Consider the following 25,725-nt stretch of genomic DNA (forward strand, 5'->3'; position numbering starts at 1 on the left):
TGCCCTTTGGAACGCTCACGGGCCGATCGCCCGACGGCGGCAGGCCGCACGACGATGAGCGCCCGGACACTGCCCGCCCGGGATTGCACGCTTCCCGATGACGCTTCGGAGCCTTCAGCCGAAGTCGTGACGGCCCTCGCCGATCAGATCACCGTCGACTTGGCGGCGGACGGGATTGTCGAGGTCACCCTGCCGCCGAACTCGGTCGTCCGCTCGCCGGAAGCCCGGGCGGCCGCGGCGGCCGTTCGCATGTTTGCGGACGGCCGGAGGCTTCCGCTGCTACTCAGAGTGACCGGAGTACTGTCCGTCACCGACGACGCGCGCCTGACGTACACGAATTCCGTGGCTGTTTCAGCCTGTGCCCTCTTAGGGGAGAGTCCTGTGGACCGTGTGATTGCACATTTTCTCCTTCGCGCGAAGCCAGGCTCCCTCCCGGGACAGTTCTTCACCTCAGAGGCGGAGGCCCGTGACTGGTTGAGAGAGCACCACCGTGAACCATGAGCCCCAGGACCCGCGACTCCTTGCCCTTGTTGAAGGGGTGGTGCGGATTGCCGACGGCGACCTCAGCACGAGGATCCCGGTCTCCGGCCCGCGGGACGAAGTGGCTGCCGTCATTACCGGGATCAACCTCATGGCCGACGATCTTCAAGCCATCTACCAGGAGCTCGAGGAACGGGTCGAAAGCCGGACTGCCATGCTGCGCGAGGCCCAGATCGAACTCGAAAGGATGGCGCTCACTGATCCGCTGACTCAATTGGCCAACCGCACGGCACTCGAAAGGGCGCTGAACCATGAACTCGTTGAGTCCGAGAGGGGTGAGCTCCCGCCGGCGTTGCTCGTTTTGGACTTGAACTCATTCAAGGGGATCAACGACACCTTGGGCCACGGCGCAGGGGACACCGTCTTGAAGGTCACTGCAAGGCGCCTGATCTCAGCGGTCCGCGACACTGACATGGTGGCCAGGCTCGGCGGCGACGAATTTGCCGTCATGCTGCCAAAATCCAATGCCGCGCATGCACGGGGCGTCGCCAAGCGGATCCTCCGGGCCGTCGGTGAGAGCATCGACATCGGCGAAGTCCGGATCATCTGCGGCACCAGCATCGGGCTCCGGGTCGCGGAACCCGGACAGTCCGTGGACGACCTCGTCATGGAAGCCGATACAGCCATGTACGCGGCAAAGGCAGAGCAAGGGAGCAGCGTCAGGGTTTTCGAGCCGGCTTTGTTGTACGCGCGCCGGCTCCAAGGACTCATGATCTCGGAACTGCGTGAAGCCATCCGCACAGATCAGCTGGTCCTCCATTTCCAGCCTGTTGTCGAGTTGGCCTCGGGCAGGATTGAAGGCGCTGAGGCGCTGGTGCGATGGAACCACCCCGAAAGGGGATTGTTGATGCCGGATGCCTTCATCCCGCTGGCCGAGGAAACCGGAATCATCCTCGACCTCGGGTATTGGGTCCTTCGGCGGGCAATGCAGCAACTGCGCGAATGGCAGGACGGCCCGGGGGTGGCCGAAGACTTCAGCATGCGGGTCAATATTTCAACAACGGAACTTCAAAGCCTGGAATTGATCGAGCACGTCCGGGAAGTGCTCGCCGAAACCGGAGTGGAAGCATCCAAGCTGGTCATCGAGCTGACGGAGTCAATGGCGGTGAACGGCAGCGACATCGACAGATACTCGCTGACCGGCCTCCGGCGTCTGGGCATCCGCTTGGAAATCGACGACTTCGGCACGGGCTATTCGTCGATCAGCTACCTGCGCAGCCTTCCCGTCAACGTGGTCAAGATCGACCGCTCCCTCATCCAGGACCTGGGCAAGGACGAGAAGGAACGGAACTTTGTGGCGGCCGTTCTCCAACTCATTCATGCGTGCGGAATGCAGGCCGTTGCCGAGGGCATCGAAACTGCAGAACAAGCGGCTGAGCTTGCCCGCCTGGGCTGCGCCAGTGGCCAGGGCTATTACTTTGGCCGGCCCATGGCAGCGGAAAAGTTTGCGGAACTGCTGCGGGGCGCCTGAACGCACTTACTCCCGCGACGGAAGAACGGCAACAGAAAGGCACCGGACCCAAGGTCCGGTGCCTTTCAGGTGGAACTAGTTGGACGGAGTGGAGTTGGGCCACCAGCCGATTGCCTGGGGTGACACCTGGGTGGTGGCGTTGGGCCACCAGCCGATTGCCTGTGCCGCACCCTGGGTAGCGGCGTTGGGCCACCAGCCGATTGCCTGTGCCGCACCCTGGGTGGCGGCGTTGGGCCACCAGCCAATGGCTACGGAGGAATCCTGCGACGGGCCCTGGCCGCTGGCGGACACCGCTGCCGAGCCGGTAATGCCCGCGAGCAAGATTGCTGCTGCCGCGAGGAGGGCGGCGAAAGTTCTTTTCATGCGAAAGCTCCTGATAGTTTTTGTGACTGATGCGACTGAAGTGAACAAAGTGAAGCACGCTCATTATAAGAGTAACGACACGCCGTGTCATCAATGCTTGGTCGGCATCTTCCAAAATCGTGCTAATTGCCCTTCCGCGTCTCGACGAAGTGTCTCAGGGACATAATGGAGCTATGCGAGAAAAAAAGGTTGCGCCGGCGTACGCTGCGGTGGAGCTTGAGGCGAGGGAGCACCGCGCCAGCCATGATTTCACCAAGGCTGCCGACGGCGCGCGTTCGGCCGCCGATATTGCCCGCGACGAGGGCGATTCCACGGGCTGGTGGAACATGACCTTCCTGCAAGCCGAGAACCTTCTCGACGCCGGTGATTTCGCCGAGTGCACTGCCTTGGCGAGATCCCTTTCCGAGGCATCGTTGGCTGCAGCCTCACCCCAGCACAGGGCCAGGGCACTCATTTTGATGGCGAACTCCCTGCGGAGTGAAGGACTTCTGGAGATGGCGACGGCGGCCGCGGCGTCGGCTGTGGGCTTGGTCGATGATGACGCAGACATGGAAATCGACGTCCATGCACGGCAGGCTCTGATCGCGACGTATGGCGAATCCGGAAAGCTTGAGGAGGCTTGGGAGGAGTGCCTTTCGCTCTCGGAAAGAATCTCCGATGAGATGGATGACCAACTGGCCGGCAAGGCGTACTGGGTCATCGGCAATGTGGCATTCCTCTGCGACAAGGTCGCTGAGGGCCTCCATTACCATGAACTCGCCGCGGAGACTTTTTCCCCGTCACGGAACCTGGACGTCTGGGCCAAGTTCAACAAGGCATCGGCGGCGATGAGGCTGGCGGCGGACGTGGCTGACGCCGCCACCTTGCGGTGCATCGAACGTGCCGAACTTGCCACGGATGTTGTCGGGGGGAGCGAAGAGGAAATTCTCCTGCTTCGCCTCAACCGCGCGCATTGGAACTACCTGGCAGGAGACGCCGGAGCGGCGCTTGAGCTGCTGGGCGAAATCAGCGGCAGCGCAGATCAGCTGCCTTCGCAGATCGCGGGCGAAATATTCCTCTTGATGGCGCGTGCCCAAGCCGATACCGGGAGCAAGCAGGCGGCCAAGGAAAGCCTGGTCGAAGCCGCTGACCGCTTCGACAAGGCAGGCGCCCACCAGCGTGCTCTCCAAGCCAGGGAGATGCTCGCGCCGGGGAGCGGCTCGGATCAGGAGTAGCCTCGACGGGCCGGCCTGTCAGGCGCTCTTGGAACGCCGCCTCCCCAGGAATACAGCCGCGACGCCAGCCAAAAGGCTTAGCAGGAATAGTACCCAGCCCACAACGGTGAGGGTGGAAGCCAACGCCACCTGGCCGGCGTCGGGCGTTGCGGTCCCCAGCGCGGCGTCGACCGCCACGTTGCCGCACAAGCGGACCACCGCGAACAGCAGGGGAGCAGCCCACAGGGCCCACCGCATCGCCTTCGCGGCCACATTGGTGCCAATGAGCAGAAGCCAGGTGAAACCGAAGATCAGCGGAAACAGCGTTCCGGCGGTCTTGTGGATGTAGCTGAGCTGTCCGCGGGCGTCGTCGGTCATGGCGCCATGCAATTGATGGACATAGTCGGTGGAGAACCCGCCGACAAGTGAATCGGGCATGGCCATGCCGCCGGATAACTGGGTCATCTGGTTCAGGGTCAGGAGGTGCACATACCAGAACAGGAACAGGCTGGCCACGACCCCGGCGATCACGATGAGGCGGCCGTTGTTCTGCGCCTTCTCAGGGCCCTGCTGGGCGGTGGGATTGATCACCGACGGCAAGTGGTGCTGGGGCACGGCGGCATTGGCACCGTGCTTCTTGATGCGTTGGGCTGGGGTCTTGGCCATGTCATTCATTATCCCGCCACATAAGCTGGACCCATGACCACTGGCAGGCACTCCGCCACAGAACTTGATCCTTCGCTCGACGACTACGAACTCGCTGCAGCCCTGGTCCGGGAAGCCGGGCAGCTTGCCCTGCTGATGCGGATGGGCGGCTTGCAGGGGGAACGGAAGACCTCGGTTTCGGACGTGGTGACGGCCGCGGACCATGCAGCCGAGGCCTATGTCCTTGAGCAACTGCGCCGTTGCCGCCCGCACGACGGCATCCTGGGTGAAGAAGGAAGCTCGGTGGCAGGGAGCAGCGGCCGCACGTGGGTGATCGATCCCGTGGACGGCACCTACAATTTCCTGCACGGCTCGACGTATTGGTGCTCGGCGATCGCCTTGAAGCACGAGGGCACGGCATCGCATGGTGGTGCCCCGGACGCCGACGTCATCCTCGGGGCCATCTATCAACCGGAGCTCGACAAGCTCTGGACAGGCGGCGAAGGCCACCCCGCGACCCTCAACGACGAACCGGTCACGGGACCATCCGGAGCTGCCCTCAGCGAACTCGGCGCCGCGACCTACATCCACCCCACCTGGCTCGCCGATCCCCGCGCCGCCATGCCGTGGCACGCCGCAGCGGTGTCCACCGCTTCACTGCGCATGTTCGGCTCCGGGTCCTGCGATCTCGGTCGGGTTGCCGACGGCGAACTGGGCTGCTGGTTCCAGCACAGCTGCCCCGAGTGGGACTGGCTCCCCGGCAAAGCGATCGTCCGCGCGGCCGGCGGGGACACCGACGTCGTGCGCGTCAACGGCCTGGACTGGTTCATCGCGGGAGGCCCGACGGCGGTCCGCGAGTTGCGCGCGGCCCTCACCTCGGTGCCGCAATTCGCCTGAGCATGCGCCTTTCTTGGTCCGGGGAGTGGACATAGCGGTGTTATGTCCACTCGTTCGGGCGAAGAGGGGGCATGTCCCGTGGGGGAACCGATCCTGGGCGGCATCCGGACAATGAGTGTCAGGGCCACCGCCTAGACTGTAAACACCATGGATATGTTGTTTGACCCGTACGCGGATGGCCCCTTCAAAGCTGCAAGCACAGCTGCCACCAAGGCCGCTCCGGCCGTGCTTTCGCGCGCCGGAAGCGGCTCTGCACCCGGCGGCTCTGCGCCCGGAGGGGGTTCTGCATCCGGCGGTTCCGTGCCCGGGGGTGCGTCTGGTGCGTCCTGGGGAGGGACGCCCGGCGGTGCCGAGGAGCGGGGCCATTCGGGCTTGCCGTCCGCGGACGCATTGCTCCAAGGCTTGAATCCGCAGCAAGAGGAAGCCGTCAAGCACGCGGGCAGCCCTTTGCTGATCGTGGCTGGCGCAGGTTCGGGCAAGACCCGCGTGCTGTCCAATCGCATTGCGTACCTGATCGCCACCAGGAGGGCCCACCACGGTGAGATCCTGGCGATCACCTTCACCAACAAGGCGGCCGCGGAAATGCGGGAACGCATCGAAGCCCTCGTGGGTGCCCGCGCCAAGTCCATGTGGATTTCAACATTCCACTCCTCCTGCGTGCGTATCCTGCGCCGCGAAGCCGCCAACGTGGGGCTGAACTCCAACTTCTCCATCTACGACTCCGCAGACTCCCTGCGGCTCATCACGCTCGTCGCGAAGAACCTGGACCTTGATCCCAAGAAGTTCGCGCCCAAAGCGATCCAGCACAAGATCTCGGCCCTCAAGAACGAGCTCATCGACGACGACGCGTTCGCGTCGAGCGCCAACTACAACGAACCCTTCGAGCAGGCCGTGTCCGAGGTCTTCAAGGGCTACACCCAGCGCCTGCGCCAGGCCAACGCCATGGACTTCGACGACCTCATCGCACAGACCGTCTACATGTTCCGGGCCTTCCCCGCGCTCGCAGAGTCCTACCGCCGTCGTTTCCGTCACGTCCTCGTTGACGAATACCAGGACACCAACCACGCCCAGTACGCATTGGTCCGCGAAATCGTCGGCGAGGGTCCCCACGCGAGCGAGCTGACCGTCGTCGGCGACTCCGACCAATCCATTTATGCCTTCCGCGGTGCGGATATCCGCAACATCGTCGAATTCGAGAAGGATTACCCGGAAGCACGCACCATCAAGTTGGAGCAGAACTACCGCTCCACCCAGAACATCCTGAGCGCGGCGAACTCCGTTATTTCGCGCAACCCCAACCGCCCGGACAAGAAGCTCTGGACGGCCGAGGGTGACGGCGAAAAGATCATCGGCTACGTGGGGGAGAACGAGCACGACGAAGCCCAGTTCATCGCCAAGGAAATCGACCGGCTCCAGGACGAGGAAGGCCTGCGTCCCGGCGACGTCGCCATTTTCTACCGGACCAACGCCCAGTCCCGCTCCATTGAAGACGTGCTGGTCCGGGTCGGCCTGCCGTACAAAGTGGTGGGCGGCACCCGCTTCTACGAGCGCAAGGAAATCAAGGACGCCCTCGCGTACCTTCGCGTCCTGGTGAACCCGGACGACGACGTCAATTTGCGTCGCGTCCTCAACGAACCCAAGCGGGGAATCGGCGATCGCGCCGAAGGAGCCGTGGCGGCGCTTGCCGAACGCGAACGGATGTCGTTCATGACTGCGGCACGCAAGGCGGACCAGGCTCCCGGCATGGCCACCCGTTCCGTGAACGCCGTCTTGGGATTCGTGAAACTCCTGGATGACCTGGCCGAAGTGGCCTCGGGTTCCGGGGCTGCGGCAGCGTTGGAAGCGGTTCTGGAACAGACGGGGTACCTTGCAGGGCTCCGTGCCAGCACCGATCCGCAAGACGAGTCCCGCGTGGAAAACCTCGCCGAACTGGTGGCGGTGGTCCGGGAATACGAGCGCGACAACCCTGAAGGTTCGTTGGGTGAATTCCTGGAGCAGGTTTCCCTCGTAGCCGACGCGGACCAGATCCCGGACGCTCCGGAAGGATCCTCCGAGGACGCAGCCGCCGCCGTGGCAGAAGCCAAGCGGATGGGCGTCGTCACGCTCATGACCCTCCACACGGCCAAGGGCCTGGAGTTCCCGGTAGTTTTCCTGACCGGCATGGAACACGGGCTGTTCCCGCATCAGCGGTCCGCAACCGATCCCAAGGAGCTGGCAGAAGAGCGTCGCCTGGCCTATGTGGGCCTCACCCGGGCACGGAAGCGCCTCTATGTCACCCGCTCGGAAGTCCGCAGCATGTGGGGCCAGAGCCAATACAACCCCGCCAGCCAATTCCTTGAGGAGATCCCCACCGGTCTGGTGGAGTGGAAACGCGAAGGTACCTCCCGCCAAGTGAGCGGCTGGGGCAACGCCCCGATCGGTTCCGGGCGTTACGGCGGATCCTTCTGGGGTGCCGGCACCTCGCGCGGGGCTGCCGCCAGTGCGACGGCGGGCTTCAACGCCGACGTGCCTGCCGCCGTCGTACGCAATCGTGTCCAGCCGCAGAAGGAAGTGGTCGCCGTCGCCGTCGGGGACAAGGTGAACCACACGAGCTTCGGGAACGGCACCGTGATCGGCGTCGAAGGCGCCGGCGACAAGACCGTGGCGAAGGTGAAGTTCGACGTCGGCGAGAAACGGCTGCTGTTGCGTTACGCGCCGCTGACCAAACTGGATTCCTAACGGCTCCGGCGTCCTGTCGTCCTGGCATGGCGGCGTCCGGAGCGCCGGAAAACCGCGTCATATAGCGGTTTTTCTACGGTCCATAGAACTGTGTGCTTACTCACTTAACAGGTACTGTAGAACCGGCTGGCCTCCCCGGGGGGCTAAAGTTCGAGAGGAACTTGCGCAATGTGACCGGCTGCTTGTCGGCCGTTCGATGCGCACCTATCCGCAGCCGGTTTTCGCGGTCACCGTGGTTTCCGGCTGTACAGAAACTACTTCGACGTAGAAGGACACTAAACCGTGGACCTGTTTGAATATCAGGCGCGCGATATGTTCGAAGCGCACGGTGTACCCGTGCTCGCCGGCATCGTGGCGCACACTCCTGAAGAAGCAAAGGCTGCTGCCGAGAACATCGGCGGCGTGACCGTCGTCAAGGCGCAGGTAAAGGTCGGTGGCCGTGGCAAGGCCGGCGGTGTCAAGGTCGCAAAGTCCGCTGACGAAGCGCTTGAGCACGCCACCAACATCCTCGGCATGGACATCAAGGGCCACACCGTCAACAAGGTCATGATCGCCCAGGGCGCCGACATTGCTGAGGAATACTACTTCTCCGTCCTGCTGGACCGGGCCAACCGCAACTACCTGGCCATGTGCTCGGTAGAAGGCGGCATGGAAATCGAGCAGCTTGCCGTGGAGCGCCCCGAGGCCCTCGCCAAGGTAGCCATCGATCCCGCAGTCGGAATCGACCAGGCCAAGGCTGACGAAATCGTTGCCGCTGCCGGTTTCTCCGAGGAACTGCGCGCCAAGGTTGCTTCCGTCATCCTGAAGCTCTGGGACGTCTTCAAGAAGGAAGACGCAACCCTCGTTGAGGTCAACCCCTTGGTCAAGACCGGCGCTGGCGACATCGTTGCCCTTGACGGCAAGGTCTCGCTGGACGAGAACGCCGGCTTCCGCCACGTCCACCACGGTGAGCTTGAGGACAAGGACGCGGCTGACCCGCTCGAGGCCAAGGCCAAGGCGCAGGACCTGAACTACGTGAAGCTTGACGGCTCGGTTGGCATCATCGGCAACGGCGCCGGTCTTGTGATGTCCACCCTGGACGTGGTTGCTTACGCAGGAGAAAACCACGGCAACGTCAAGCCGGCCAACTTCCTGGACATCGGCGGTGGAGCCTCCGCTGAGGTCATGGCCGCCGGCCTGGACGTCATCCTCGGCGACGAGCAGGTCAAGAGCGTTTTCGTGAACGTCTTCGGTGGCATCACCGCGTGTGACGCTGTGGCAAAGGGCATCGTCGGTGCACTGGCCGAGCTTGGCTCCAACGCCAACAAGCCGCTGGTCGTCCGCCTCGATGGCAACAACGTCGAAGAGGGCCGCCGCATCCTGGCCGAGGCCAACCACCCGCTGGTTACCCTGGCAGCCACCATGGACGAGGGCGCCGACAAGGCCGCCGAGCTCGCCAACGCAGCGAAGTAAGGGACGCAAGACTATGTCTATCTACCTCAACAAGGACTCCAAGGTCATCGTCCAGGGCATCACCGGCGGCGAAGGCACCAAGCACACCGCCCTGATGCTCAAGGCCGGCACCAACATCGTCGGTGGCGTCAACGCCCGCAAGGCCGGCACCACGGTGCTGCACGGGGACAAGGAAATCACTGTCTTCGGCACCGTCAAGGAAGCCATCGCCGAAACCGGCGCCGACGTCTCGATCGTCTTCGTCCCGCCGGCATTCACCAAGGCCGCCGTCGTTGAAGCCATCGAAGCAGGCATCGGCCTGGTTGTCGTCATCACCGAAGGCGTGCCGGTTCAGGATTCGGCCGAATTCTGGGCACTTGCCCAGGCCACGGTTGATGCTGACGGCAAGCAGATCACCCGCATCATCGGCCCGAACTGCCCCGGCATCATCACTCCGGGCGAAGCCCTGGTTGGCATCACCCCGGCAAACATCACGGGCAAGGGCCCCATCGGCTTGGTCTCCAAGTCCGGTACCTTGACCTACCAGATGATGTACGAGCTGCGCGACCTCGGTTTCTCCACCGCGATCGGCATCGGTGGCGACCCCGTCATCGGTACCACGCACATCGACGCCCTGGCTGCGTTCGAGGCTGACCCGGAGACCAAGGCAATCGTCATGATCGGCGAAATCGGTGGCGACGCCGAAGAGCGCGCAGCCGACTTCATCAAGGCCAACGTGACGAAGCCGGTTGTCGGCTATGTTGCAGGCTTCACCGCTCCCGAGGGCAAGACCATGGGCCACGCAGGCGCCATCGTCTCCGGCTCCGCGGGTACGGCACAGGCCAAGAAGGAAGCTCTCGAAGCAGCAGGCGTGAAGGTCGGCAAGACTCCGTCCGAGACCGCCAAGCTCCTCCGCGAGGTCTTCGCAACCCTCTAGCACAACTCCGCGCGAGATTTCCGCGCGACTGAAGCACGACGGCGCCCGTCACCTTCCACGCGAAGGTGACGGGCGCCGTCGTGGTTTAACTGTTGAAAGCCCGGGCGGCCCGTCACCGACGCCCGCTCACATCTGAAGGGTTTTGGGCCGACGCCCGCTCACATGATGTGAGCGGGCGTTTGCGGTTAAGGCGATTTATGTGAGCGGGCGTCTCGGCTTTTAGCCATATATGTGAGCGGGCGTTGCTGATGGCGGCGCATCAGGGTGCCGAGGGCTTGTGGCGCGATCATCTACTTTGTTAGTATGTCAGGACAAACTAATCGAAGGAGAGCAGATGCCCCTTGTCCGCATTGACGTCAACGAAGGCCGAACGCCGCAGCAGCTCGGCGACCTCAGCAGGCGAATCCACGATGCCATCCTCGCCGAGTACGGCATTCCCGAGCGCGACTACTTCCACATCATCACCGAGCATCCCTCAGGCCAGATCGTTGCGCAGGACGCCGGGCTCGGCTTCGAGCGAAGTTCCGGCGTGGTCATGATCCAGATCTTCACCCAGGGTGGTCGAAGTCGCGAAGCCAAACAGTCCCTGTTCGCCGCCATTGCCGCGCAACTCAGTGAGATCGGCGTCGCCGGCGAGGATGTCTTCCTGGGGTACGTCGAAAACACCGCCGATGACTGGTCCTTCGGCTTCGGCCGGGCCCAGTATGTCACCGGCGAACTTGCCGTTCCTGCCCGGTAACTCAGCGTTTTGGAGCGGATTCAAACCCATATCACCGCGTAACTTCGGCCATTACGTTTCGTTGTAAATATGTCAGTACAAACCTTTGACAGGACATGAATTCTGGTGCAAAGTAGTGGTTGTGGCCCCGCTCACTGCGGGCCGGCAAAAGCACCGGAGCTCTCACCGTCCCGCAAGAAGAGTTCACTACAGAAAGGTCCGCGATCACCGTGACCCACGAACTGCTCACCATCGGGCGCATCAGCGTTGATATCTACCCGAACGACATCGGTGTGGGACTGGAGGACGTGCAGTCCTTCGGCAAGTATCTAGGCGGCTCGCCCTCCAACGTGGCTGTTGCCGCAGCCCGCCACGGCCGCCGTTCCGGCGTGATTACGCGTACGGGCGATGACCCCTTCGGCGTCTACCTGCACCGCGAGTTGCGCAAGTTCAAGGTCGACGACGGATTCGTCACCCCGGTGCCGGGGCTGCAGACCCCGGCCACGTTCTGCGCGATCCAGCCCCCGCACGACTTCCCACTTTACTTTTACGGCCGTTTCCCGACGGCGCCGGACCTTCAGATCAAGGCCGAGGAACTGGATCTCGACGCGATCAAGGACGCCGGGATCTTCTGGTCCACCGTGACCGGGCTTTGCCAGGAGCCCAGCCGCTCAGCCCACCTCGCAGCCCACGAGGCACGTCCGCGCACGGGACTCAAGGAGGGCCAGTACACCATCCTGGACCTGGACTACCGGCCGATGTTCTGGGCTTCCGAGGACGAGGCCCGCGCTGAAGTTGCCAAGATCCTGCCGCACGTCACGGTGGCCATCGGCAATGACAAGGAATGTGCGGTCGCCGTGGGTGAGGGAACCCCGGACGAACAGGCGGACCGGCTCCTGGCCGCCGGCGTCGAAATCGCCGTCGTCAAGCTCGGCCCCGAAGGCGTGATGGCCAAGACCCGCACTGAACGCGTCGTTTCCGCGCCGGTTCCGGTGGAGACCGTCAACGGACTGGGCGCGGGCGATTCCTTCGGCGGCGCGTTCTGCCACGGACTGCTCTCCGGCTGGCCTTTGGCCCAGGTCCTGGACTACGCGAACGCCGCCGGCGCGATCGTCGCCTCCCGCCTCTCGTGCGCAGATGCCATGCCGACGCCGGACGAGGTCACTTCGCTGCTCGCTGAACGCGGCCGCCTGACACCCGCCGGCACCGCCGCAGCCGTTTCCGAAGGAGCAACACGTTGAGCTTCAATGACGACCCCCGCCGGTACGAGCACCTCAGTGCCATCCGGCTTGAAGATCCCGACGCCGTTGCCCGCGCCGCCGCCGCCCGTCGCCGCCACCCGGGACTCAAGTACGGGACCCAGAACTTCATCGTCGCGGCCGACCACCCGGCCCGCGGCGCCCTGAGCGTCGGCATCGACCCGACAGCCATGGCAGACCGCCGGACCCTGCTCGACCGGCTGCAGATCGCCTTGGCGAACCCCGCCGTCGACGGTGTGCTCGCGAGCCCGGACATCATGGATGACCTGCTGCTGCTCGGTGCGTTGGAGGGAAAGCTCGTCTTCGGTTCGATGAACCGCGGCGGCCTCGCCGGGCTGGTCAACGAAATCGATGACCGTTTCACGGGCCACACCGCGGCGGCCCTTGACGCCCTCGGCGCCGACGGCGGCAAAATGCTCACCCGGATCTGCCTCGGGGACCCGGACACGGCGTCGATCCTGGAGGCCACCGCCAAGGCAGTGGACTCGCTCGCTGCGCGCAAGCTGATCGCGATGGTGGAGCCGTTCCTGTCCGTCCGCGAGGCGAACGGCAAGGTCCGCAACGACCTTTCCCCGGACGCCGTGATCAAGTCGGTCGCGATTGCCGAGGGCCTCGGTTCCACGAGCGCCTACACCTGGATGAAACTGCCGGTCGTGGCTGAGATGGAACGCGTCATGGCGGCCACCACGCTGCCCACTGTCCTGTTGGGCGGGGATCCGGATGCGGGGCAGGACGAGGTCTTTGCCAGCTGGCAGGCAGCGCTTGCCCTGCCCGGAGTCCAGGGATTGACTGTGGGGCGCACCCTCTTGTATCCGGCCGACGGAGACGTTGCCGGGGCCGTGGCCACCGCCGCCTCGCTCTTGAAGACGACCGAGCTGCTGAAGACACCTGCGAAAGTATCGGAGTAAGAGTAATGTCAACGCGCAGAATGACGGTCGCCCAGGCGGTTGTCGAGTTCCTGTCCAGGCAGTACACGGTGGACACCGTCGGCGGGAGTGAGTACAGGGAGCGACTGATCCCGGGCACCTTCGGGATCTTCGGGCACGGCAATGTCGCCGGTGTGGGCCAGGCCCTCAAGCAGTACCAGCAGCTCGATCCGGCGATCATGCCGTACTACCAGGGCCGTAACGAGCAGGCGCAGGCGCACCAGGCTGTCGGCTATGCCCGGCACACCCGCCGCCGCCAGACCTTCGCGATCAGCACCTCGATCGGCCCGGGTTCCTCGAACCTGTTGACCGGCGCGGCGCTGGCCACCACGAACCGGTTGCCGGTGCTGCTGCTGCCGAGCGATACCTTCGCCACCCGCGCGGCGGACCCGGTGCTGCAGCAGCTTGAGCTGCCCTACGCCTACGACATCACGGTCAACGACGCGTTCCGTCCGCTCTCGAAGTTCTTCGACCGGGTGTCCCGTCCGGAGCAGTTGTTCTCCGCGTTCCACCACGGCCTGCGCGTCCTCACGGACCCGGCGGAGACCGGCGCCGTCACCATCTCCCTCCCGCAGGACGTCCAGGCCGAGGCCTTCGACGTGCCCGAGGAGTTCCTGGCCGAGCGTGAGTGGCGGATCCGCCGCCCCGAAGCCGACGACGAGGACATCCGCCGCGCCGCCGAAGCGATCCGCGCCGCGAAGCGCCCGCTCATCATCGCCGGCGGCGGCGTCCTCTACGCCTTCGCCAACGAGGAACTCGCCAAGTTCGCCGAACTGACCGGCATCCCGGTGGGCAACACCCAGGCCGGCGTCGGCGTCCTGCCCTGGGACCACAAGTTCTCGCTCGGAGCCATCGGCTCCACGGGCACGACGGCGGCGAACGCCATCGCTGCCGAGGCTGACCTGATCATCGGCATCGGCACGCGCTACGAGGACTTCACCACCGCCTCGCGGACCGCGTTCCAGAACCCCGACGTGAAGTTCATCAACATCAACATGGCCCCCATCGATGCGTACAAGCACGGAACCGTGCTGCCGATCGTCGCCGACGCCCGCAAGGCCCTGATCAAGCTGAACCAGGCGCTCGGCGGATACCGTGTCGGCGCGGACCTCGAGCAGAAGATCGCGGCCGAGAAGAAGCGCTGGGACGCCATCGTGGACGAGGCCTTCGACACCCGCCACACGCCGCTGCCGGCCCAGAACGAGATCATCGGCGCCACCAACCGGGCCATGGACGAGCAGGACGTTGTCATCTGCGCCGCCGGTTCCCTGCCCGGAGACCTGCACAAGATGTGGCGCGTCCGTGACGCGTTCGGCTACCACGTGGAATATGCCTACTCCTGCATGGGCTACGAAATCCCCGGCGGCCTGGGCGTCAAGCGCGCCGCGTTGGCCGAGGCCGCCGCGGGCGGCAAGGATGCAATAGTACGGGACGTGGTTGTCATGGTGGGGGACGGCTCCTACCTGATGATGCACACCGAACTGGTCACCGCCGTCGCCGAACGCATCAAACTGATCGTCGTCCTCATCCAGAACCACGGCTACGCCTCCATCGGTTCGCTCTCCGAGTCCCTGGGCTCGCAGCGCTTCGGCACCCAGTACCGGGTCCTGGACAAGGAACAGCACTCCTTCGACGCCGGCGAGAACCTGCCCATCGACCTGGCCCTCAACGCCGAGTCCCTCGGCGCGAAAGTCATCCGGATCGAACCGGGGGAGAAAGTCATCGCCGAACTCGAACAAGCCATCCGCGACGCGAAGTCGGCGCCCGAAGAGACCGGACCGATCGTCATCCACGTCGAATCGGACCCCCTGCTGGACGCCCCGAGCTCCGAATCCTGGTGGGACGTTCCCGTCTCGCAGGTCTCCGAACTCGAATCCACCCAGCACGCCTACCGGACCTACACCGACCACAAGAACCGCCAGCGCAAGCTGCTCGGCTAGACCCCTTCAAGCTCGCTTCAAGCCACAGACAAGGAAGTCCGCACATGTCGACGACGACCACCCTGACCACCATCCAACATTTCATCAACGGTGTAGAAACCGCCGGCGCCGGCGACCGCAGCCAGCCGGTCTACAACCCGGCCACCGGCGCAGCCTCAGCGGAGCTGCGGCTCGCGAACCGGGCCGATCTGGACGCCACGGTCGCCGCAGCGAAGGCTGCTGCGGAAAAGTGGGGCGATTTCTCCCTGGCCAAGCGCACCGCTGTGCTGTTCAAGTTCCGCGAACTCGTCGCCGCGCACGTGGACGAACTCGCGGCCCTGATCACCGCCGAACACGGCAAGGTCATCTCCGACGCCAAGGGCGAAATCGGCCGCGGCCTGGAAGTCATCGAGTTCGCCTGCGGCATCCCGCAGCTGCTCAAGGGCGACTATTCGGACCAGGTCTCCACCGGCATCGACGTGTTCTCCTTCCGGGAGCCGCTCGGCGTCGTCGCCGGCATTACCCCGTTCAACTTCCCCGTCATGGTTCCGCTCTGGATGGCACCGATGGCGATCGCCACGGGCAACGCCTTCATCCTCAAGCCTTCCGAACGGGACCCTTCCGCCTCGATGCTCCTCGCGAAGCTGTGGAAGCAGGCAGGGCTGCCCGACGGCGTGTTCCAGGTCCTGCACGGCGACAAGGAAACGGTCGACGGGCTCCTGACGCACCCGGACGTGGACGGCATCTCCTTCGTCGGCTCCACCCCGATCGCCCAGTACGTCCACGAAACCGCCACCAAACACGGCAAGCGGGTCCAGGCCCTGGGCGGGGCGAAGAACCACGCGATCATCATGCCCGACGCCGACCTGGACAACGCCGCCGACCACCTGGCCGCGGCCGCGTTCGGTTCCGCCGGCGAACGCTGCATGGCCATCTCCGTCGCGGTCGCCGTCGGCGATGCCGCGGAGCTGCTGGTCAAGAAGGTCGAGGAGCGAGCCCTGGCCGTGAAGGTCAAGAACGGCACCGAGCCCGACGCCGAAATGGGCCCGGTCATCACCCCGGCCTCCAAGGAACGCATCGTGCGGATCGTCACCGAAGCCGAAACCGCCGGGGCGGCCATGGTCGTTGACGGCCGCGACCTCGTGGTCCCCGGCCACGAAGAAGGCTTCTGGGTCGGCCCCACCGTGATCGACCACGTCACGGCCGAAATGACCGCCTACACCGAGGAAATCTTCGGACCCGTCCTCGTCGTCGTCCGCGTCGAGGACCTGGAGGAAGGCATCAAGCTCATCAACTCCAACCCCTACGGCAACGGCACCGCCATCTTCACCTCCTCCGGCGCCAACGCCCGGAAGTTCCAGCGCTCCGTCACCGTGGGCATGGTAGGCATCAACGTCCCCCTGCCGGTCCCGGTGGCCTACCACTCCTTCGGCGGCTGGAAAGCCTCGCTCTTCGGCGACAAACACATCTACGGACCCGAAGGCGTGTCCTTCTACACCCGCGGCAAGGTCATCACCTCCCGCTGGCCCGAACCCACCCACGCCTCCGGCGCCTCCTACAACTTCCCCTCCAACTAGTCTCCTCTGGCCCAACTGACTCGCAGTAGTTGTCGTTTTGGGCCCTCATAACGACAACAAATGCGAGTCAGTTGGGCCGGGCCCCCGGTGGGGAGCAGTCAACGTTAAGGATTGAGCAATGACAGAGAACAAACTCATCATCGGCACGGCCCCGGACTCCTGGGGTGTCTGGTTCGCGGATGACCCCAAGCAGACCCCGTGGGAGCGTTTCCTGGATGAGGTGGCCGAGTCCGGCTACAAATGGATTGAACTAGGCCCCTACGGCTACTTGCCGAACGACCCCGCCCGCCTCGCCGAGGAACTCAAGCAGCGCGACCTCAAGGTCACCGCGGGAACGGTCTTCACGGCCTTCCACCGCGGTGGCGCACAGTATGAGGAAGCCTGGGAACCGGCACGCAAGGTCGCCGAACTGACCGCCGCCATGGGCGGCGAACACATCGTGGTCATTCCCGCGATGTGGCGCGACGACGTCACCGGCGAGGCCGTGGAGAGCGGGGAACTGTCGCAGGAACAGTGGAATGATCTGTTCGCCGGCCACAACCGCATGGGCAAGGTGCTGCTGGAAGACTTCGGCCTCAAGCAGCAATTCCACTCCCACGCAGATTCCCACGTCGGCGCCCAAGCGGATATCGAGCACCTGCTCGCCGAGACCGATCCCCAGTATCTGAACCTGTGCCTGGACACCGGGCACGCGGAATACTGCGGAGCCTCCAGCCTGGAACTCATCAAGAATTACCCGGACCGGATCGGCTACCTGCACCTGAAGCAGATCAACCCGGATATCCTGCGAAAGGTCAACGAGGAAAACATGACCTGGGCGGCAGCCAACCTGGCCGGAGTCATGACCGAACCGCCGAACGGGCTGCCGGATCTTCGCGCCGTCATCGAAGCGGTTGAAGGACTTAACCGCCCGATCTTTGGCATTGTGGAACAGGACATGTATCCCGTGGCCTTCGACGTCCCGATGCCTATCGCCAAGCGCACCCGGAACTACCTGCTCTCGTGCGGCTCCCGCACGACTGTTAACTAACGCTGCCTTTCAGGCGCCAACACCTAAGGACAGAAACAATGACTGACATTCTCCGCGTGGCCGTCATCGGCGCAGGCCGCATGGGCGCCGACCACATCAAGCGGCTTAGCACCCGCATCCACGGCGCCGAAGTGGCCGCCGTCGTCGACGTCGACCTCGCCCGTGCGCAGGCCGCCATCGCAGGGATCGACGGCGCCGTCGCCCTCGCCAGCGCCGATGAGGCCCTCAACAACGGGGACGTCAACGCAGTGCTGATCGCCACCCCGGGCTTCCTGCACGAGGAAATCCTGTACAAGGCACTGGAGAAGGACTTCCCGATTCTCTGCGAGAAGCCGCTCACCCCGGACGCCGAGAGCGCCTGGAAGGTTGTCCAGGCGGAAACGGCGCTCGGCCACAAGCGCATCCAGGTGGGCTTCATGCGCCGCTTCGACGCCGAATACGCCGCCCTGGGTTCCGTGATCCGCGATCGTGAACTCGGCGAGCTGCTCATGCTGCACCACCAGCACCGCAACCCGGACACCCCTGCGGGCTTCACCAACGAGATGCTCATCAATGACTCGGTGGTCCACGAATTCGACGCCATCCGCTTCTTCACCGGCGAGGAGATCACCTCCGTGCAGGTCCGCCTGGGCAAGGCGACGCGCAACGCCCCGAACGGCCAGCACGACCCGCAGCACGTCCTGATCGAGACCGAGTCCGGCGTGCTGGCCGACGTCGAGATCTACGTGAACGCGAAGTTCGGCTACGAAGTCGCCACCCAGGCGTCCTTCGAGGACGGCATCGTGAGCATCGGCGGCGACGGCGGTCCTTACGTCCGCAGCGCCGGCCGCTGGGGCGGCAAGGTCACGCCCGGCTTCGAAGAGCGCTTCGGTGCCGCATACGACGTCGAGGTCCAGGCCTGGGTTGATGCCGCCCGCCGCGGCGAAATCGGCGGCCCCACCGCCTGGGACGGCTACGCCACGGCTGCTTGCTGCGAAGCCGGCGTCGAGGCCCAGAAGTCGGGCGAAAAGGTGGCGGTACAACTCAACACCAAGCCCGAGCTGTACAAGTAGGAATCGCCATGAAGATTGCCCTCGATCCCACCCCGTTCCACCACAGCCACGGCCTCCTGGAGTTTCCGCGGCTTGCTGCCGATCTCGGTTACAAATACCTCCAGCTGACCCCGCATGCGGACTTTATCCCGTTTTTCAACCACCCCAAGGCCGACGACGAATTGGTCGGCCAGCTGAAAAAGGCTTGCAAGGACGCCGACGTAGAGATCGCCTCGGTGCTTCCCGTGCTGCGCTGGTCCGGACCCGACGAAGACGCCCGCGAGGCAGCGGTCCGCTACTGGAAGCGTGCCATCCAGATCACGGTAGATCTCGGCGTGCAGACGATGAACACCGAATTCAGCGGCCGGCCGGAAAAGGCCGAGGAGTCCGAAAGGGCGTTCTACCGCTCGATGGAAGAGCTGCTTCCGATCATCGAGCGCGAAAGCCTGGACATCCTCATCGACCCGCACCCGGATGACTTCGTCGAGGACGGACTCGCCGCGCTGCGGGTCATCCGGGGCGTCAACTCGCCCAACATCGGCATGGTCTATGTTGCCTCCCACACGTTCCACATGGGCAACAAGCCGCTCGACATCATGCGGGCCGCGGGGGACAAGCTGCGTTTGGTCCACGTGTCCGACACCATGGACCACCATGCCTCGCACGGACTGCGCTACATTACCAACCCGCCCGGAAACGCCGTGCGCGTGCATCAACACCTCAAGATCGGCGACGGCGACGTCAACTGGGATGAGTTCTTCGGCGAACTTAAGGAAATCGGCTTCCTGGACAAGGACAACACCGTCATGGTGTCCAGCGTCTTCGCCGAGGACGACAACGCCAACGAGGTGTCCCGCTACCAGCTGGAAACGATGGGCAAGTACATCGCCAAGGTCCAGTAGGGCGGCCAACAAAGGGAGGCGGCGATTTTTCGCCGCCTCCCTTTGTTGTCCCGGCTACCGAAGCAGGGATGCCAGGCAGGTGCTGTAGCCGGCCATCACTTCCTCGAAGCTAAGCAGCCGCGGCCTGCCGTGAATGTCGCTTGTCTTGGGAAATGCGGGGAGTCCTTCCGGGGAGCACAAGAGCGGTTCGCAGGCGCGTCCGGCGGTTTCCAGGGTGGCGATGCCCCAGGGGTGAACGGCCGGGGTGACAGTGATGTCAATGGCGTTCAGGGGATCGATGAGCAGGTTGCGGATGACCATCCTCCAAGCGGCAACGAAGGATTCTCGGAGCATCTCGGCCTTGTCGTTGTCATTGGGATCGTAGCTCCGAAGCAAATCTTCGGAGAGCGCGTCCCATTCCTCGGCGGACCGCACGAGCAGGTGGGCGGCCCGGATGTGGGCGCTGGCTTCATTCAGTGACGGCATTAGTCTTCTTTCAAAGTTGGCGCCTGTAGGGTCGCCTGCGTCTGGACCGGTTGCGGTTTCTTGCCGGGGTTGCGGGCGGTGCGTGCGCTGGCGGCGCGGGCGACGTGGCTTCGGGCGTGCTCCACGGCGGGGGTTAGTTCGGTGAAGAGGTGTTTGTGGTGGCGAAGGGAGTCCAGGACCCCCACTTGGGTGACGAGTCGAAGGTGGCGTTCCTGGATCCCTTTGATCAGCACGGTGATTCCACGGCGTTCCAGAGCCTGGACGATGTCGGTGATTGTTCTGGCCCCGGTAGCGTCCAGGATCTGCAGTTGTGACATGCGGATGATCACGACGTCGACATTCCGGATGGCGCTGACCCGCTCCAGGACGCGCTCGGCGGCGGCGAAGAACAGCGCCCCGTCGAGGCGGAACACGGCGATGTGCTCGTCCCCTTCGCGGACCGGGCCGGGGATTTCCTCACGGTGCACCCCGCTGGACCGGACCAAGGCACGCAAGGCGAAGAAGGCGGCAACTGCGATCCCGATTTCCACGGCCTCGATCAGGTCGAAGGACACGGTGATCAGTGCGGTGACGAAGAACACGACCGTGTCGGCGCGGGTTGATCCGATCACGCTGCGCAACGTCTTGAGGGAGACCATGCGTGTCGCGGTGACCATGAGCACCCCGGCCAGGGCGGCTAGGGGAATGCGGGAAACCGGGCCGGTGGCCAGGTACACGACGGCCAGCAGGACGAGCGCGTGGGTGATGGCGGCGAGGCGTGTCCGGCCGCCCGAGCGAATGTTCACCGCGGTGCGGGCGATGGCACCTGTGGCCGGCATGCCGCCGAAGAATCCGGACGCGACCGAGGCCAGGCCCTGGCCCAGGAGTTCACGGTCCGCGTCGTAGGGGCCGGTATCGGAGATCGACGCCCCGACCCGTGCCGAGAGCAGCGACTCGATCGCGGCCAGGGCCGCGATCGTGCCCGCGGAGGCGGCCAGCGCGGTGATCGTCGCCAGGTCCAGGGATGGCATCATCGGGGCCGGAAGGGAACCGGGCAGGGCGCCGATCCGGGTCACGGGCAGATCGAGCAACTGCGCGGCCACAGTGGCGATGATGATCGCGATGAGCGAGCCCGGGATCCGGGGGTGGATCCGCGGCGAGGCAACCATGATCAGCGCCACCAGGGCTACGACGGCAACCGGGGCAAGAACCGAGGCTGGGGATACGGTGCTGATGGCCTGGATGGCCGAGATGGCGGCGTTGCTGCTGGGCCCGGGCTTGGCGCCGAATGCGGCAGGGACCTGCTGCAGGAAGATGATTACCGCGATTCCGACGGTGAAGCCCTCGATCACCGGCCAGGGCAGGAGCGTCACGACCCGCCCGAGCTTGAGCAGCCCGGCGGCCACCACTATCACCCCGGCAAGGACCGAGACTGCGGCCAGTGCCCCGAGCCCATGGGCGGCGATGACCGGGCCCAGAACCACGACCATGGCGCCGGTGGGTCCGGAGACTTGGATATTGGAACCACCGAAGACGGCCGCGATAACCCCGGCGATCACGGCGGTGATCAGTCCGCTGGCCGCACCCGCGCCGGAGCTGACACCAAACGCGAGAGCCAGCGGCAGCGCGACAATGCCGACCGTGACTCCGGCAACCAGGTCTCCTTTCCAGGTGCGCGGCAACAACGTGTAGTCCTGCCGTCCGGGCAGCAAGGCCCGGACAGCGAGCAGGGCCTTCACCGGGTGCTGGCCGCTGCGGCTGCCGCGGGTGCAGTCGCTACTGAGGTCTCAAGCTGCGCCCGGGTGGTGTGCAGCATGTCGTTGAGCAGCAGTCTGGCGACGGCGAGGAGCTCCGCGACCTGGGGGTACGCGAGGGTGTAGAACATCTGCAGCGCCCGTCGCTCTCCCTTGACGAGCTGATATCGGCGCAGCACCGACAGGTGCTGGGACAGGTGCGATGCCTCCAGGCCCGTTGCGGCCAGAAGGTCTGTCACGGATACTTCGGGCGCCGCCGACAGCAGCTCCAGTACCCGGATCCTGACCGGGTGGGCCAGCCCCTTGAACAGATTGGCCTTCACCTCGTACAGCGGTGCCCGGAAATCCGCGAACTCTTCCATGTCTGCCTCCCGGCCCGCCATCACGAGCCTTGCTTGACTATTTGATGGATTCATCATTCAGTGTATCAAGGGTGGGAAGAGAGAGCCCTGCGGGCCAACGAAGGAGGGCCCCATCCGACTTTTTTCGGATGAGGCCCTCCTCTGTGGTTCGGGTGAAGTGGCTAGGCCGTCACGTTCAGCGATGCGGAGAGCGCTGCGTCGGCGTCACGAAGGACCTTGGCGGCGACCTCGAGTCCTTCGATCCGGCCGAGCGAGGTGTCTTCGTGCTCGATGTTGACGAGCATGTTCGGGTCCACCTCATGCAGGGCGCGCAGGAACTCGGTCCAGTAGGCAGTGTCGTGCCCGCGCCCGAGCGCCACGAAGTCCCACGCGGAATTCCTAGGCCACTCATTGGCCCATTCGTCGCCGCCGAGGTTCGTGCGGTTCTCTTCCGGGGAGAGCCGGCGGAAGCTGTTGTCGAGAACCCCGTAGAGGGCGGCATTCGCGGTGTTGACGCGGACGTCCTTCGCGGCTGCCTGGAAGACCAAAGGCCCGAGTTCCCGGACCACGGCTACCGGATCCATTTGCTGCCAGAACAGGTGCGAAGCATCGAGTTCGACGCCAACGTGGGTGGCTCCCGTGAGCTCGATGAGCTTGTGCACATCGGCGGTGTTGAACACGATGTTCTGCGGGTGGAGTTCAAGGGCCACCTTGACGCCGTGGTCTGCTGCCAGGCGGTCGGTCTCGCGCCAGAACTTCGCCGCGATATCCCACTGGTAATCCAGCACGTCCAAGGCCGCCGAGTTCCAGGCGTTGACGACCCAGTTCACTGTGGTGGCTCCCGGTTCGCCCCCGGGAAGGCCGGACATGGTCACCACCCGGTCCTGGCCGAGGCGCTCCGCGAGCCGGATGGAGCGGCGGACGTCCTCGGCATGCTTCTCGCCGATTTCGCGCTTGGGGTGCAGGGGATTGCCGTTGCAGTTCAGTCCTGCGATCGCGACGCCGGTTCCCTCGAAGATCGCGAGGTAGTCGTCGCGGGCGGCATCCGAGACCAGGATGTCGTCGAAGGTGGGGACGTGCACGGCGGGGAGGAACCCGCCCGTGTTGACTTCGATGCCCGTCAGGCCCAAATCAGCGATGACTTTCAAGGCTTCGGGAAGTGGGCGGTCGTGCAGGATCGCGTTGTAGACGCCGAGTTTCATAGCGTGATGGTCTTTCCATTGTTGAGTGCGGATTCGGTGACGGCGCCGAGCAGTTCCATGTTGCGGACGCCTTCGTCGAACGTGGCGCAGCGGGGGAGGGAATCGGCCTCGGGAAGGCCGGCGACCTCTTCGAGAAACGCCCGGGCCTGGTAGCCGAAGGCGTCGTTTTGGCCGAAACCGACTTCGGGGGCGTCCATGGCGAGGCCGCCGGCGATGTACGGGTGGCCTGGTCCGAGGATGACCTGGCGGTAGCCGTTCTCGTTGCCCGAGCCATCGTTGAGGAAGAGCTGGATTTCGGAGGGGCGGCGCTGGTCGAACTTTGCCGCACCGTTCTCGCAGAACACTTCGAAGTTGAGGCTGTTGGCGTGGCCGGCGGCAACGCGGGAGACTTCGAAGCTGCCTGCGCCATTCTCGAATGCTGCGTTGAAGGCAGCGTAGTCGTCGTTCTCCACGGCTTCAAAGGTGTCGCTCACGGCGGCGTGGTCGTGGCCCATGACGGCGCCCAGGGGCACGGGGCGCTTGTCGATGACGGTGCTCAGACGACCGCCGCTGATGGACGTGATGTCGCCGCACAGGAACTCGGAGATGTACGTGAGGTGGCTTCCGACGTCGGCCAACGCGCCGGAGCCGGGGCCGCCTTTGTAGCGCCAACTCATGGGAGCGGACGGGCTGAAGCCGTAGTCCGTCCAGTAGCGGCCGCTGAAGTGCAGCACCTTGCCGAGGACACCGGTGCGGATCAAGTCGCGGATATAGGCGATGCCCGGTGTGCGGCGGAACGTGAAGCCGATACGCGCGATGCTGGAAGCGTTGCGGGCTGCTTCCGCCATGGCGCGGGCGTCCTCGAGCGAGTCGCTCAGCGGCTTCTCGCAGAGGACGTGCTTGCCGGCGGCCAGCAGTCCTTCGACCACCTCGCGGTGGAGGGAATTCGCAATGACGACGCTCACGACGTCGATATCGTCCGCTTCCGCGATCGCCTGCCACGAGGTGTCATTGCGTTCGTAGCCGAATCGCCGGGCAGCGAGGGAGCCGAACTCCGCGTTCACGTCGCCGATCGATACGAGGCGCACCGGCGGAAGCGCGGGGCTGTAAAGGGCAGACGCCGTGCGGTAGGCCGCCGCGTGTGCCTTGCCGGCCATTCCTGCGCCGATGACGGCGACCCCTAGGCTCTCAGCCATTGATTTCTCCTTCGAAATTCAGCCCGGGTGCCGAACACCCCTTTTGGCATTTTGGAGCGCTACAATTTAGCACTGAACTCACAGCCTAATCATGTGAGTATGTCCTGTCAATGTCTTGCTAATACCCTTGACACCAAAGGAGAAAGGTTTCCGAGCCATGAGTTCCAGCAGTCCAAAAACCCGCCGCCCGACCATCTACGACGTTGCCAAGCTAGCCGGCGTCTCGCCGTCGTTGGTGTCCTTGGTCCTGCAAGGGCCGGCGAGGGTCAGCGACAAGCGCCGGGAAGCTGTCCAGGCAGCGATATCTGAGTTGGGCTACCGGCCCAGCCGGGCCGCGACCACCCTGGCGAGCAACCGCACCAAGAGCATCGGCCTGGTGATCGACGACTACCGGAACCTCTGGTTCGTGGATCTGCTGAGGGGCCTGGAGTCGGTTCTTTCGGAGCTTGGTTACCACGTCCTGCTGGCCGACTCCCGGCCGGGCGAGAACCGCATCAAAGAAGCCGCGGACGGCCTCCTCGCCATGCACGTTGACGCGCTGGTGATCGCGGCGGAACCGAGCGAGCCCATGCTGGCCCGGACGTGGGTACCCACGGTGGTGGCCGGGTGGCGCTTGGGGGTGCCGAGCGGTGCCGACCTCATCACCAACGACGACGACGGCGGGGGCGGCCTGGCCGCGAGTCATTTGCTGGAGCTGGGCCACCAACGCATCGGTCATCTCTCAGGGTCCGACGGCGCGTCAGCCCATCGGCGCGCCGGGTTCCGGCGGCAGATCCAGGCGGCCGGCGTCGAACTCCTGATCGCCGAATCCCGGGGCACTTCGGAGGAAGATGGCTATGCGGCAGCCTCCTGGCTCCTGGACCACCATCCTGACACCACCGCGATCTTCGCGGCCAACGACACCATGGCCGTGGGCGCCTTTGCCGTCCTCAAGGCCCGGGGCCTTCGCGTGCCCGGAGATATTTCGGTGATCGGCTATGACAATTCCCCCCTGGCCAAATCGAGGTACCTGGACATCACTTCCGTCGACAACCGAAGCGACCTCGTCGGCATTGGCGCTGCGCGCAGGCTGTTGGCCAGGATTGAAAACCCCGCTATCGCGCCCGAGCGCACCTTGATTGATCCCGTCCTGGTTGTCCGCTCGACGACGGCCCGGGCCGCACTCTGATTCGTCATCAATCCAGTCCTTCACGTAAAAACATCCTAATGTCAGGACAAAGTATTGACATATGTGAGGCCAGTCACCATGATC

Annotated in this window: 23 protein-coding genes; 16 read left to right on the plus strand and 7 right to left on the minus strand. The window is 64.6% G+C overall.

From position 1 onward, the window contains the following. Positions 1–54: 54 nt before the first annotated feature. Together OIT41_RS04325 and OIT41_RS04330 are read left to right on the plus strand one after the other, a co-directional pair. Positions 55–501, plus strand: a complete 447-nt coding sequence (locus OIT41_RS04325) for an STAS/SEC14 domain-containing protein (RefSeq protein WP_241708180.1) — start codon at positions 55–57, stop codon at positions 499–501. Next, positions 491–2,011, plus strand: coding sequence for a putative bifunctional diguanylate cyclase/phosphodiesterase (locus OIT41_RS04330; protein WP_241708181.1), 1,521 nt, complete (start codon positions 491–493; stop codon positions 2,009–2,011). The genes OIT41_RS04325 and OIT41_RS04330 overlap by 11 nt, the downstream gene beginning before the upstream one ends. A 75-nt stretch (positions 2,012–2,086) precedes the next feature. Here OIT41_RS04330 and OIT41_RS04335 read toward each other — a convergent pair whose 3' ends face one another. Continuing rightward, positions 2,087–2,374: a hypothetical protein gene (locus OIT41_RS04335; RefSeq protein WP_241708182.1), complete on the minus strand. Its 288-nt coding sequence runs from the start codon at positions 2,372–2,374 to the stop codon at positions 2,087–2,089. A 173-nt stretch (positions 2,375–2,547) separates the two neighbouring features. Here OIT41_RS04335 and OIT41_RS04340 point away from each other — a divergent pair, with 173 nt between their 5' ends. Next, the gene (locus OIT41_RS04340) at positions 2,548–3,588 is read left to right on the plus strand and encodes a hypothetical protein (RefSeq protein WP_241708183.1); all 1,041 of its coding nucleotides are present in this window, start codon (positions 2,548–2,550) and stop codon (positions 3,586–3,588) included. Between the two features lie 18 nt (positions 3,589–3,606). Here the strand turns inward: OIT41_RS04340 and OIT41_RS04345 are convergent, their stop codons facing one another. Beyond that, a complete protein-coding gene (locus tag OIT41_RS04345) occupies positions 3,607–4,233 on the minus strand; it encodes a hypothetical protein (protein WP_241708184.1) in 627 nt (208 codons plus the stop codon). A gap of 33 nt (positions 4,234–4,266) precedes the next feature. Between OIT41_RS04345 and OIT41_RS04350 the strand changes: the two genes are divergently transcribed. The 12 genes from OIT41_RS04350 to OIT41_RS04405 all read left to right on the plus strand — a co-directional run bounded on the left by OIT41_RS04350 (position 4,267) and on the right by OIT41_RS04405 (position 19,557). Continuing rightward, positions 4,267–5,109, plus strand: a complete 843-nt coding sequence (locus OIT41_RS04350) for an inositol monophosphatase family protein (protein WP_241708185.1) — start codon at positions 4,267–4,269, stop codon at positions 5,107–5,109. A gap of 147 nt (positions 5,110–5,256) precedes the next feature. After that, positions 5,257–7,827 (plus strand): DNA helicase PcrA, encoded by a 2,571-nt coding sequence (gene pcrA / locus OIT41_RS04355; protein WP_241708186.1) that lies wholly within the window; start codon positions 5,257–5,259, stop codon positions 7,825–7,827. A 282-nt stretch (positions 7,828–8,109) separates the two neighbouring features. Next, positions 8,110–9,279, plus strand: a complete 1,170-nt coding sequence (gene sucC / locus OIT41_RS04360; RefSeq protein WP_078106244.1) for an ADP-forming succinate--CoA ligase subunit beta — start codon at positions 8,110–8,112, stop codon at positions 9,277–9,279. 13 nt (positions 9,280–9,292) lie between these two features. Continuing rightward, positions 9,293–10,195, plus strand: a complete 903-nt coding sequence (gene sucD / locus OIT41_RS04365) for a succinate--CoA ligase subunit alpha (protein ID WP_241708187.1) — start codon at positions 9,293–9,295, stop codon at positions 10,193–10,195. Positions 10,196–10,529: 334 nt separating this feature from the next. Further along, positions 10,530–10,934, plus strand: coding sequence for a tautomerase family protein (locus tag OIT41_RS04370; RefSeq protein ID WP_241708188.1), 405 nt, complete (start codon positions 10,530–10,532; stop codon positions 10,932–10,934). 209 nt (positions 10,935–11,143) lie between these two features. Further along, positions 11,144–12,154, plus strand: a complete 1,011-nt coding sequence (gene iolC / locus OIT41_RS04375) for a 5-dehydro-2-deoxygluconokinase (RefSeq protein WP_078106294.1) — start codon at positions 11,144–11,146, stop codon at positions 12,152–12,154. Further along, a complete protein-coding gene (locus OIT41_RS04380) occupies positions 12,151–13,080 on the plus strand; it encodes a deoxyribose-phosphate aldolase (protein WP_241708189.1) in 930 nt (309 codons plus the stop codon). The genes iolC and OIT41_RS04380 overlap by 4 nt, the downstream gene beginning before the upstream one ends. Positions 13,081–13,100: 20 nt before the next feature. Next, complete coding sequence (gene iolD / locus OIT41_RS04385) at positions 13,101–15,038, plus strand: 3D-(3,5/4)-trihydroxycyclohexane-1,2-dione acylhydrolase (decyclizing) (protein WP_241708241.1); 1,938 nt, start codon at positions 13,101–13,103, stop codon at positions 15,036–15,038. Between the two features lie 44 nt (positions 15,039–15,082). Further along, positions 15,083–16,594, plus strand: a complete 1,512-nt coding sequence (locus tag OIT41_RS04390; RefSeq protein ID WP_241708190.1) for a CoA-acylating methylmalonate-semialdehyde dehydrogenase — start codon at positions 15,083–15,085, stop codon at positions 16,592–16,594. 118 nt (positions 16,595–16,712) lie between these two features. Then, positions 16,713–17,624 carry a sugar phosphate isomerase/epimerase family protein gene (locus OIT41_RS04395; protein WP_241708191.1) on the plus strand — a complete coding sequence of 304 codons (912 nt, stop codon included), beginning with the start codon at positions 16,713–16,715 and terminating at the stop codon, positions 17,622–17,624. 38 nt (positions 17,625–17,662) lie between these two features. After that, positions 17,663–18,676 carry a Gfo/Idh/MocA family protein gene (locus OIT41_RS04400; protein WP_241708192.1) on the plus strand — a complete coding sequence of 338 codons (1,014 nt, stop codon included), beginning with the start codon at positions 17,663–17,665 and terminating at the stop codon, positions 18,674–18,676. Between the two features lie 8 nt (positions 18,677–18,684). Beyond that, positions 18,685–19,557: a sugar phosphate isomerase/epimerase family protein gene (locus tag OIT41_RS04405; RefSeq protein WP_241708193.1), complete on the plus strand. Its 873-nt coding sequence runs from the start codon at positions 18,685–18,687 to the stop codon at positions 19,555–19,557. Between the two features lie 54 nt (positions 19,558–19,611). Here the strand turns inward: OIT41_RS04405 and OIT41_RS04410 are convergent, their stop codons facing one another. The 5 genes from OIT41_RS04410 to OIT41_RS04430 all read right to left on the minus strand — a co-directional run bounded on the left by OIT41_RS04410 (position 19,612) and on the right by OIT41_RS04430 (position 24,473). Continuing rightward, complete coding sequence (locus OIT41_RS04410; RefSeq protein ID WP_241708194.1) at positions 19,612–20,022, minus strand: hypothetical protein; 411 nt, start codon at positions 20,020–20,022, stop codon at positions 19,612–19,614. Further along, positions 20,022–21,740 carry a SulP family inorganic anion transporter gene (locus OIT41_RS04415; protein WP_264637466.1) on the minus strand — a complete coding sequence of 573 codons (1,719 nt, stop codon included), beginning with the start codon at positions 21,738–21,740 and terminating at the stop codon, positions 20,022–20,024. The genes OIT41_RS04410 and OIT41_RS04415 overlap by 1 nt, the downstream gene beginning before the upstream one ends. Further along, a complete protein-coding gene (locus OIT41_RS04420) occupies positions 21,737–22,117 on the minus strand; it encodes an ArsR/SmtB family transcription factor (protein WP_241708196.1) in 381 nt (126 codons plus the stop codon). Before OIT41_RS04420 ends, OIT41_RS04415 begins: the two co-directional genes overlap by 4 nt. Before the next feature lie 161 nt (positions 22,118–22,278). Continuing rightward, positions 22,279–23,298: a sugar phosphate isomerase/epimerase family protein gene (locus tag OIT41_RS04425; RefSeq protein WP_241708197.1), complete on the minus strand. Its 1,020-nt coding sequence runs from the start codon at positions 23,296–23,298 to the stop codon at positions 22,279–22,281. Continuing rightward, a complete protein-coding gene (locus OIT41_RS04430; RefSeq protein WP_241708198.1) occupies positions 23,295–24,473 on the minus strand; it encodes a Gfo/Idh/MocA family protein in 1,179 nt (392 codons plus the stop codon). The genes OIT41_RS04425 and OIT41_RS04430 overlap by 4 nt, the downstream gene beginning before the upstream one ends. A 157-nt stretch (positions 24,474–24,630) precedes the next feature. Between OIT41_RS04430 and OIT41_RS04435 the strand changes: the two genes are divergently transcribed. Beyond that, positions 24,631–25,641: a LacI family DNA-binding transcriptional regulator gene (locus tag OIT41_RS04435; protein ID WP_241708199.1), complete on the plus strand. Its 1,011-nt coding sequence runs from the start codon at positions 24,631–24,633 to the stop codon at positions 25,639–25,641. The last annotated feature ends 84 nt before the right edge of the window (positions 25,642–25,725 follow it).

Origin of the sequence: Arthrobacter sp. YA7-1 (assembly GCF_025960325.1) — a bacterium.
GTDB classification, from domain to species: Bacteria; Actinomycetota; Actinomycetes; order Actinomycetales; family Micrococcaceae; genus Arthrobacter; species Arthrobacter bambusae_A.

What these genes read in the sequence shown, in the direction of transcription:
- OIT41_RS04325 (WP_241708180.1), top strand. Translation starts at nt 55, where the DNA reads ATGAGCGCCCGGACACTGCCCGCCCGGGATTGCACGCTTCCCGATGAC.
- OIT41_RS04335 (WP_241708182.1), bottom strand. Translation starts at nt 2,374, where the DNA reads ATGAAAAGAACTTTCGCCGCCCTCCTCGCGGCAGCAGCAATCTTGCTC.
- OIT41_RS04340 (WP_241708183.1), top strand. Translation starts at nt 2,548, where the DNA reads ATGCGAGAAAAAAAGGTTGCGCCGGCGTACGCTGCGGTGGAGCTTGAG.
- OIT41_RS04345 (WP_241708184.1), bottom strand. Translation starts at nt 4,233, where the DNA reads ATGGCCAAGACCCCAGCCCAACGCATCAAGAAGCACGGTGCCAATGCC.
- OIT41_RS04350 (WP_241708185.1), top strand. Translation starts at nt 4,267, where the DNA reads ATGACCACTGGCAGGCACTCCGCCACAGAACTTGATCCTTCGCTCGAC.
- pcrA (WP_241708186.1), top strand. Translation starts at nt 5,257, where the DNA reads ATGGATATGTTGTTTGACCCGTACGCGGATGGCCCCTTCAAAGCTGCA.
- sucD (WP_241708187.1), top strand. Translation starts at nt 9,293, where the DNA reads ATGTCTATCTACCTCAACAAGGACTCCAAGGTCATCGTCCAGGGCATC.
- OIT41_RS04370 (WP_241708188.1), top strand. Translation starts at nt 10,530, where the DNA reads ATGCCCCTTGTCCGCATTGACGTCAACGAAGGCCGAACGCCGCAGCAG.
- iolD (WP_241708241.1), top strand. Translation starts at nt 13,101, where the DNA reads ATGACGGTCGCCCAGGCGGTTGTCGAGTTCCTGTCCAGGCAGTACACG.
- OIT41_RS04390 (WP_241708190.1), top strand. Translation starts at nt 15,083, where the DNA reads ATGTCGACGACGACCACCCTGACCACCATCCAACATTTCATCAACGGT.
- OIT41_RS04395 (WP_241708191.1), top strand. Translation starts at nt 16,713, where the DNA reads ATGACAGAGAACAAACTCATCATCGGCACGGCCCCGGACTCCTGGGGT.
- OIT41_RS04400 (WP_241708192.1), top strand. Translation starts at nt 17,663, where the DNA reads ATGACTGACATTCTCCGCGTGGCCGTCATCGGCGCAGGCCGCATGGGC.
- OIT41_RS04405 (WP_241708193.1), top strand. Translation starts at nt 18,685, where the DNA reads ATGAAGATTGCCCTCGATCCCACCCCGTTCCACCACAGCCACGGCCTC.
- OIT41_RS04410 (WP_241708194.1), bottom strand. Translation starts at nt 20,022, where the DNA reads ATGCCGTCACTGAATGAAGCCAGCGCCCACATCCGGGCCGCCCACCTG.
- OIT41_RS04420 (WP_241708196.1), bottom strand. Translation starts at nt 22,117, where the DNA reads ATGGAAGAGTTCGCGGATTTCCGGGCACCGCTGTACGAGGTGAAGGCC.
- OIT41_RS04425 (WP_241708197.1), bottom strand. Translation starts at nt 23,298, where the DNA reads ATGAAACTCGGCGTCTACAACGCGATCCTGCACGACCGCCCACTTCCC.
- OIT41_RS04430 (WP_241708198.1), bottom strand. Translation starts at nt 24,473, where the DNA reads ATGGCTGAGAGCCTAGGGGTCGCCGTCATCGGCGCAGGAATGGCCGGC.
- OIT41_RS04435 (WP_241708199.1), top strand. Translation starts at nt 24,631, where the DNA reads ATGAGTTCCAGCAGTCCAAAAACCCGCCGCCCGACCATCTACGACGTT.